The sequence below is a fragment of the Longimonas sp. genome, assembly GCF_046498435.1.
Lineage (GTDB): Bacteria > Bacteroidota > Rhodothermia > Rhodothermales > Salinibacteraceae > Longimonas.
Genome location: NZ_JAWOAR010000145.1, coordinates 1 through 5701, shown reverse-complemented (window position 1 = coordinate 5701; position 5701 = coordinate 1). Strand labels below are relative to the sequence as shown.

Sequence of the window (5701 nt, the reverse complement as noted above, 5' to 3'; positions counted from 1 at the left end):
GATCGAGTTCCTCGACAATCTGCCGAGGCGTCAATTCATCCAAAGAGGGATGGGTGGCCATGAAAGTAGAAGATTAGTCCAGAGTAGCAGCAACGTAGAAACAGCGGGATGCGCAGCAATGCGCTCCATTCGCGTAGAACAACCGCAGAACGACTGTTAAAGGGTCAAGAGTTCAACTACGCCGGCGAATCGGCTTCGTTGAGGTCCTCGTCGTCGAGTCCGTCATCGACGGGTTCATCATCGACGGGTTCATCATCGGCATAGTCATCGAGGCTGGATGGTTGTACCGGCGCATATTCCTCTTCGGGTTCGGTTGGGGCCTCGTCGGCGGCCGGGGTGCCATTGCTGTATCCCCCGCCAAACGTACGATCGCGGTAATAGTCGTCCAGAATCTTTTGTACATCTTCGTGCTCCTCATTCACGATGAGCACCGTGTAATCGTACGGGTAGCCATCGCGCTTCTCCAGCCAGACCGCACCAGCAGATTCCAGATCACTAACGAGCGCTTTCGGGTCGTAGCCTTCCCCGAGTTCTTCCGAGATTTTACGCAGCAACGGCGTGAGGTAGACCTCGTCGTACTGCCCGAAGAACTCTTCGGTCACCTCAATAGTCGCTCGCAAAATGGGGTCGTCGATGGGTTCTTGCTGGGCCGGAGGCGCGCTGGCACGGGTGCGGCGACGGCTGGGGCGGTTGGCTTGCTCGCGCGAGTTGAGCGTGTCGCGAGCCGACGAGCCCAGCATGTTGCGTGCGTCGAGGTAGGCTTCGTCCTCCAGGTAGGGCGCAATGACATTGCTCTGCGGCGGATGCACAGCGGCAACCAGCGGACGCAAGCCGCGCTCGCGCACTGCCCGAATGAGCGGCAGGTACGGCCGGTCGCCTGTAACGATGACGACCGAGGTGATGTCCGGCCGTTCATGCAGCAGGTGGGTGACGTCAACTGTTAGGTGCTGCTCCGATGCATTCAGTTGTACGGCTGTGGGGGTTGTTTGGGGAGCAAAGCCGTGTTCATAAAGATCCGTTTCCGCTTCGCCCGGCTTGGCATCGGGCAGCGTAGCAAAGTCGGCGTAGGCCCGAGCGAACACGGTGGGTGTGTCGTCGCCTTCTGCGAGGTAGCGCTGCACCTTATCAATAATGCGCATCGCCAGCACATGGGGGGCCCGTTCTGTGTCTTGGGCATGCAGCACCGTGTATACATTGTCGTAGTCAACAAAGAAAGCGGCGCGCTTCGGGGAGGGTTGTGCTCCTGTTTTTGTAGACATAATAGGTTGATTCGTCGGTGTTTACTTTAATTTAGTGGTGCTGGTCGTTGTCGATTGGCTGCCGGGCCTCGACCAGCCGGTGTTTTCTTTAAGGCGACAGCTGCACCGACCTGTAGGGTGGGGGAGACGCCGCTGCATACTGTCGATTGGTGGTGTTGAGGCAAGCCCGTTACAATAGTGCAGCATAGGATGATGCTGCATCACGCACCATTCCCAGGCACGACGCAGGCAATCGGCATCTGTCTCCATGATTTCCGGTACGCAGATGCGCCGGGTGGCCTCCGTCGTGTTCTTTGATGGCGGCGCCCTTAACGATCCGACGCCTCAGCAGCCAGATCCAGGATGGTGCGGTTGTGATTGGTATAGATGCAGATGTCTGCGGCCTGGCGGAGGCCTTCTTCAACCAGCGTGTGCGCATCCAGGTCGGGTGCATGCTTCTTCATCGCACGCACCGCTGCAAGCGCAAACGACCCGCCAGATCCAATAGCAAGGACATCATCATCCGGTTCAATCACATCGCCGCTGCCGCTAAGCACCAGCAGCCGATCGCCCGAGGCGACAGCCAGTAGCGCTTCCAGTTTGCGCAGATAGCGGTCGGTCCGCCAGTCTTTAGCTAATTCAACAGCGGCGCGCGTTACATTGCCGCCGTATTCCTCCAGCTTTTCCTCAAATCGTTCGAATAGCGTGAAGGCATCAGCAGTGGAGCCCGCAAAGCCGGCCAAAATCTCGCTGTTGTACAACGTGCGTACCTTTTCGGCCTTGTGTTTCATGACCGTTTCCCCCATGGTAGCTTGCCCGTCGGATCCCATAGCAATCTGACCGTTGTGGCGAACACCAACGACGGTGGTTCCGTGCAGGGGTGGCGAGGTAGGCATAGGCGCATCTGGAAAGCGTTTCGAAAAAGCATATGTACACAATAGCACACTTCTTACCTTCCGCGCGGAATGCAGTTCGGTAACTTAGCGCGGATATTCGGCCAGTATGTTAACGATTTGGTCTTGAATAATGCGTAGGGCCCGTGTGCTCCCCACGTGATTATTTGCCATGAGCGCAAACGCAAAGGGCGTGCCCTCGAATGAGGTTACGTATCCAGCCAGGCTGCTGTTATTTGAAAGCGTCCCTGTTTTTGCGCGCACATTGCCCCGTGCAGCACTGGCGCGCCGAAAGCGGTACTCCAGGGTTCCATTTTGTCCGCCCACGGGAAGAGAATCTACAAAGGCGCGCCGCACATCCGGGTCGGGGTGGGTATGCATATAAGCCAGGACTCGCACGAGCATCTTGGCTGAGATCAAATTGTAGCGCGAAAGGCCCGATCCATCAACCAGGCGCAGACGATCGGGATCGCCCCCAACCTGTTCGATAAGGCTGCGCACCAGGTGCAATCCGCGCTCGCGGGTTCCTTCGGCGTCGAGCGAGTCGCCGTGGGCTTCGGCCCCCAGGGTGTGTAGTAGCTGTTCGGCATATAGGTTGTTGCTCTCGGTGTTCATCGTCTGTACCAGATCCGAGAGCGGCGGGGAGAACGCCGAGGTAAGGGTGTCGCGGATCGTGGGGCGCGCGTCGAGCACCCGCCAGGAGGTAGCCTGCCCCTCAACACGAACACCAGCACGCTGTAGCGCTTCGTTAAACACGTACGCCGAAAACACCGTCGGATTGTCGACCGTCACCTGAAACCGTGTTGCGCGTCCAACAGGGATTTCGCCCTCCACATCGATCACGTTCTGGCCCGGCAGCCGCTCGTAGCTACGCGACAGGCTGCTACCCGCTGAGCGCCGCTCCAGTTGCTGGCTGATGGTTACATACGAGGTGCTGTCGGGCTCCCACCGCACACGAGGCTGCTCGTCGCGCGGGGTCGCTCGAATGGCAATATCAATCACGTTGCCATGATACGAGAGCGCGCTGTGCTGGGCCGCGTATTTGTACGAGGCATCGTCCCAACTCCATCCAGGTCCCATGCTGGGCTTATCGAACCGCGTACCGTTGCCAATCACATTGCCCGTTATGCATTCGATGCCGGTCTGCGCCAGCCCTTCAGCCCAGTTGGTAAAGACGGATGCCGTGGGTTGTGTCGCTCCGAAGGAGGGGTCTCCGCTTCCGTGCAGCACCACGTGGCCTTGAATGCATCCGTCGCGCACCGGGCCGGTTGCTGTGAGCACGGTTTCATACTGAAAGTCGGGGCCCAGCAGGTCGAGTGCGGCTGCCGATGTGAGCACTTTTACGGTGGAGGCGGGAAGCATGGTGGCCTCGCTCCGATAATCGACCATGACCTCGTTGGTCTTCAGGTTAAGGACCAGCGCGCTCCAGATCCCTTCGGAGTCATGTTCATCGAGCACCGTGCGGATATCCTCGCGCATCTCTGAGGCCCATGAGTATTGGGCGTGTGCTACTGGTGCGGCTCCCATCAGCAGGAGCCATGCTGTCATCATGGTAGTCAGGATACGAATGTACATAAAGAGGGGCGATGCGTGTGCGAGTCGAGCGTAAATGGAGAGTGCAATGTGGGCAAAGCGCGGTGCTATTGCATCCGCCTGTAGAACATGAGCAGCAGAACGATGCCCAGGGGATGACGCAGAACTGTGCTGTACAACGTACGCACTGCACCTCCCACATGCACATGCTTTGCTTCGTTGACTTTGCTTCGTTGAGCGCCCTCTACGAGGCGCATCTACGAGGTGCATCTACGAATCACCAGGATTCATGGTGGCATAGTCATAGCCCTGGGTGCTATCGGCGGCAAGATCGTAGTCGTTGGATTGAGTGCGCATCACAAAGGCATGGTCGAGCGTGTGCAGGGCCACTGCAGGACGTAGCGTGATGGTAAGGTCGTTGCGCCCCGGTCGCGTATCGACAGAGTCAATGGTGCCGATGGGCCATCCGCTGGGAAAGACGCTGCTGTGGCTGCTGGTAGACACGCGCTGTCCCTCTTCGACCGGTTCAGTCTTTACGACATGCTCCATAGCCAGCTGGTTCAGCGCATTGCCCTCCCACCGCACTACGCCCTCGGCGCCGACGGTTTCGATGGTGCCCGGCACACGGAAGTCGGTGTTCAGAAATGGCAGCACGCGGCAGAACCGGGGGCTCACCATCAGCACGGTGCCGACAATGCCATTGGGGGTAACAACGGGCATGCCGGTTTCTATGCCATCGCGCTGTCCCACGTCGAGCGTCAGAAGGTTCTGCTGTTGCGTGAGATCTTTTTGTAAGATGCGAGCCGCCACGAGCACGCTGTCGGCAACTGTGGTGTCGGCCCGGGTTTGCAGAGCCAGCATAGCTTCGAGTTCTTGGTTGCGCGAGCGGGCATCGCGCGAGCGGGCGACCTCACTCGAAAGCTCTATGTTTCGTGCCCGCAGCGCCTCGTTCTCTTGCAGCGCACGCGTGTAGCGCCCCACCCACGCAAACTGCTGCTCGATGCGTGCGGTGACCTCCATGCCATAGGTGCGAAGTGCCTGGTTGAAGGGACGGTTGGCGGTAAACAGCACAACGCAGGCTACAAGCAGCAGCCCAAGAAACACAGCCCAGTCGCGGAGGCGGTCCCATTGCGAAGCATCCATGGGGCATAGCGTCGTTCGTGGTACACAATCCTACTGCAACGGACAAACGGGGGCCCGTTTGCCCCGGCGGAGCTGTTTTCTGTTGGAAGGGCTGGCGCCTACGATGCTGCGACTCTGTGCTGCAATCCTGTTTTGTTTGTCAGAACGGGCATCGCTCCTCCTTGTAGCATGCCGCCGCCCGGATCGACAGGTCGCACACGTGTATCCGCCGCTCTATGCCGTGTGATCTCAGCGCCTATGTTTGCTATATCAGCACCCGTTTGTACTGCTCCAGGTTTTCGAGTGCGGTGCCGGTGCCGCGCACCACTGCAGTAAGCGGGTTCTCGGCCACGTACACGGGGAGTTCGACGCGGTCGCGCAGCATTTCATCGAGGCCGTGCAGCATGGCGCCGCCGCCGGTGAGCATGATGCCACGCTCTAAGACATCGGCGCCGAGTTCGGGCGGAGTGCGCTCCAGGCACCGGAGCACGCCTGCGGCGATCTGGTCGAGGTTGTCGCGCAAGGCTTCGCGCACGTTCACCGACGAGATGGTGCGGTCTTTGGGGATGCCACTCACCAGGTCGCGTCCGCGCACTGAGAGTTCCAGTTCGGTTTCCAGTTCAATAGCGCTCCCAATTTCGCACTTGATGCGCTCGGCGGTGCGCGAACCAATCAGCAGGTTGTGATTGCGCTTAAAGTACTGCACCACCGCGTTGTCGATCTCGTTTCCGCCCACGCGAATTGACTCGTCGATGACGATGCCCGACAGCGCAATGACTGCGATTTCGGTGGTGCCGCCGCCAATGTCAACAACCATGTTGCCCACAGCTTCGCTGACGTCGAGCCCAATGCCAATCGCTGCGGCCATCGGCTCGGAGATGAGATGTACCCGTTTCGCGCCAGCGTGCTCGGCAG

5 protein-coding genes are annotated in these 5701 nt (G+C 59.2%); all 5 read right to left on the bottom strand.

Features of this window, described 5'->3' with window-relative positions; translation table 11 throughout:
* Positions 1–176: 176 nt before the first annotated feature.
* Entirely contained in the window at positions 177–1259 is a 1083-nt protein-coding gene (locus tag R6U20_RS05350; protein ID WP_410336831.1) for an NYN domain-containing protein, read from the bottom strand.
* A gap of 308 nt (positions 1260–1567) precedes the next feature.
* Positions 1568–2134, bottom strand: coding sequence for an ATP-dependent protease subunit HslV (gene hslV / locus R6U20_RS05345; protein WP_410336830.1), 567 nt, complete (start codon positions 2132–2134; stop codon positions 1568–1570).
* A gap of 84 nt (positions 2135–2218) precedes the next feature.
* Positions 2219–3706 carry a D-alanyl-D-alanine carboxypeptidase/D-alanyl-D-alanine-endopeptidase gene (dacB, locus tag R6U20_RS05340; protein WP_410336829.1) on the bottom strand — a complete coding sequence of 496 codons (1488 nt, stop codon included), beginning with the start codon at positions 3704–3706 and terminating at the stop codon, positions 2219–2221.
* Between the two features lie 228 nt (positions 3707–3934).
* On the bottom strand, positions 3935–4807 hold the full coding sequence (gene mreC, locus R6U20_RS05335) for a rod shape-determining protein MreC (RefSeq protein WP_410336828.1): 873 nt from the start codon (positions 4805–4807) through the stop codon (positions 3935–3937).
* Positions 4808–5051: 244 nt separating this feature from the next.
* A partial coding sequence (gene mreB, locus R6U20_RS05330; protein ID WP_410336827.1) for a rod shape-determining protein MreB occupies positions 5052–5701 on the bottom strand: 650 nt, incomplete at its 5' end.